This window comes from Serratia sp. SA088 (genome assembly GCF_049065515.1).
Taxonomy (GTDB): domain Bacteria; phylum Pseudomonadota; class Gammaproteobacteria; order Enterobacterales; family Enterobacteriaceae; genus Serratia; species Serratia nematodiphila.
The window spans coordinates 1-3,303 of sequence record NZ_JBAKGW010000026.1; the positions used below are offsets into that span (position 1 = coordinate 1).

Sequence of the window (3,303 nt, forward strand, 5' to 3'; positions counted from 1 at the left end):
CCGAACGGCCAGAGCGATCGGATCCAGAGCAGCGGCTCGGCGACGATCGGCGGCGGCGAGGTGGCGGTCACGCTGGAGAACAGCCCCAATCTGCTGACGGAGAGCGAGGTGCGCAGCCTGCTGGGCCAGCAGTACACCATCCTGAGCGCGCAGCAGGGGGTGAGCGGGCAGTTTGACGCGGTGGCGCCGAACTACCTGTTCCTCGGCACCGGGCTGAGCTACCAGCCGAATGGGGTGACGCTGAGCGTCGGGCGCAACGGCACAAGCTTCGCCAGCGTGGCGCAGACGGCGAACGAGCGGGCGGTAGCGGCGGCGGCGGATGCGCTGGCGGCGGGCAACCCGGTCTACGAGAGCATTCTCAACAGCGGCACGGCGGGCGAGGCGCGGCAGGCGTTCCGTCAGCTGTCGGGGCAAATCCATGCGGACATCGCGTCGGCGCTGGTGAACGACAGCCGCTACCTGCGTGAGGCGCTGAACGGGCGTCTGCGTCAGGCGGAAGGGCTGGCGAGTTCGTCGGCCATCAAGGCGGACGAGGGCGGCGCCTGGGCGCAGCTGCTGGGGGCGTGGGATCACGCTTCGGGCGACGCCAACGCCACGGGCTATCAGGCCTCGACCTACGGGGTGCTGGTGGGGCTGGACTCGGCGGCGGCGGCCGACTGGCGGCTGGGGGTGGCGACCGGCTACACCCGCACCTCGCTGCACGGCGGGTACGGGTCGAAGGCGGACAGCGACAACTACCACCTGGCGGCGTACGGCGACAAGCAGTTCGGTGCGCTGGCGCTGCGCGGCGGGGCGGGCTACACCTGGCACCGCATCGATACCAAGCGCTCGGTGAACTACGGGATGCAGTCGGACCGCGACACGGCGAAGTACAGCGCGCGCACCGAGCAGCTGTTCGCGGAAGCGGGTTACAGCGTGAAGGGTGAGTGGCTGAACCTGGAGCCGTTCGTGAACCTGGCGTACGTGAACTTTGAAAACAACGGCATCGCGGAAAGCGGCGGCGCAGCGGCGCTGCGCGGCGACAAGCAGCACACCGACGCGACGGTGTCGACGCTGGGACTGCGCGCGGACACCGCGTGGCAGGTGACCCCGGGCACGACGGTGGCGCTGCGCAGCGAGCTGGGGTGGCAACACCAGTACGGCGGGCTGGAGCGTGGCACCGGGCTGCGGTTCAACGGCGGCAACGCGCCGTTCGTGGTGGACAGCGTGCCGGTGTCGCGTGACGGCATGGTGCTGAAGGCGGGGGCGGAAGTGGCGGTGAACGAGAACGCCACGCTGTCGCTGGGCTACGGCGGGCTGCTGTCGCAGAACCAGTACGGGAACCGTCTGCGGGCGGTTCCTTTTTCACATCCTGCTAATGAGAACCCGGCGCACCTGGGGCGTCGGCCAATAACAAGCAAAAGGTAAGGAAATGACAACAACAATGGGTTTTGATAGCAAAGGAAACGCTCGTCGCTCACCATGGCGGCTGAACGCGCTGGTCTGCTGCATGGCGCTGGCGGGGTATGCGCAGGCCGCAACCTATATAGAGAACGGCCAGGCGGGCGATCCGGCCAGCTGGCGCAGCGCCGAGTTCAACGCCAACTGGGGGCTGGGGGCGATCCATGCCGATGAGGCCTACGCCGCCGGCTATACCGGCAAAGGGCAGAAGGTGGGCATTTTCGACACCCCGGTTAACCACCATCCCGAGTTTGCTGGCGACGGCAAACTGATCAACGTCGTCACCGAAGGCTACCGCGCCTATACCGACCCGCACCGGCCGGGGATCAACGCCGGCGATCGCTTTTACTTCGACGGCACCTTCCATTTCTATAGCGGGGCGACATTGAGCAACCACGGGGTGCACGTCGCGGGGATCAGCGCGGCCAACCGCGATGGCACCGGCATGCACGGCGTGGCCTTCGATTCGCAGGTGATCAGCGTCGATAACGACAACGACGGCCCGGCTTACGGCGAATTCCTCGGCCTGGACGGCGCCGTCACTAATGCCGGCTGGCAGGCGATGATCAAGAGCGGCGCGCGGGTGATCAACAACAGCTGGGGCGTCAGCATTCCCGACTTTCTGTCCGATGGCGGCCGCGATCCTAATGCGTTGCACTTTGAGCTGAAGGATGCGCAGGAACAGTTCGATCAGGTCAAACCGCTGCTCGGCAGCCTGGCTGGCGCAGGTTATCAGGGCGCTATCGACGCCGCGCGCAAGAATATTCTGGTGCTGTTCGCCGCCGGCAACGACGGCAACTACAACCAGCCGGATGTGATCAGCGGGCTGGCCTATTTCGTGCCGGACATCGCGCCGAACTGGCTGTCGGTCGCCAGCGTGGCGCAGGATGCGGCATCGACCAACAGCGTGCCTTACACCATCAGCAGCTTCTCTTCCCGCTGCGGCTATACCGCCAGCTTCTGTGTCTCGTCGCCGGGCAGCAAAATCTACAGCACCGTGGCCAATGGCTCCGATCCGGCCAACCTGGTGTCGGACTACGGCAATAAAAACGGCACCTCAATGGCGACACCGCACGTCACCGGCGCGGTGGCGGTGTTGCTGCAGCGCTTCCCGTACATGAGCTCGGCGCAGATTGCCGACGTGCTGAAAACCACCGCCACCGATATGGGCGCGCCGGGCATCGACGCGCTCTACGGCTGGGGGATGATCAACCTGGGCAAAGCTATCAACGGCCCGGGCATGTTCTATACCGTCGAAGATATTCCTGCGGAGTTCCGCATTCCGGATCCGACGGGCGTGGCCTACGGCCCGACCCAGTTTGTCGCCAATATTCCGGGTCTGGGCGCCGAGGTGGATGCCGGCACGCTGCACGCCAGAAAGTGTGACGACATCAGTTGCGAGCTGGAAGTCTACTCCAACAACATCTCCGGCCATGGCGGCCTGACCAAAGAAGGGATGGGCACGCTGGTCATGACCGGCGCCAACACCTATGCCGGCCCGACGCTGGTCAATCAGGGGCGGCTGGCGATCAACGGCTCGGTCACATCGGCCGTCAGCGTGCAGAACGGCGGCATCGTCGGCGGCAGCGGCACAGTCGGTTCGCTGACCGCCCGCCGCGGCGGCACCGTGGCGCCGGGCAACTCGATCGGCACCCTGAACGTGGCCGGCAACGTCAGTTTCGAGCCGGGTTCGCGCTACGCGGTGGAAGTGGGGCCGAACGGCCAGAGCGATCGGATCCAGAGCAGCGGCTCGGCGACGATCGGCGGCGGCGAGGTGGCGGTCACGCTGGAGAACAGCCCCAATCTGCTGACGGAGAGCGAGGTGCGCAGCCTGCTGGGCCAGCAGTACACCATCCTGAGCGC

General features: G+C 66.4%; 2 protein-coding genes. Both read left to right on the top strand.

Annotated features, from left to right (window positions below; all coding sequences use genetic code 11):
* On the top strand, nt 1-1,407 hold a 1,407-nt coding region (locus ACOWVD_RS25430), incomplete at its 5' end, for an autotransporter outer membrane beta-barrel domain-containing protein (RefSeq protein WP_421130425.1).
* A gap of 4 nt (nt 1,408-1,411) precedes the next feature.
* On the top strand, nt 1,412-3,303 hold a 1,892-nt coding region (locus ACOWVD_RS25435; RefSeq protein ID WP_421105947.1), incomplete at its 3' end, for a S8 family serine peptidase.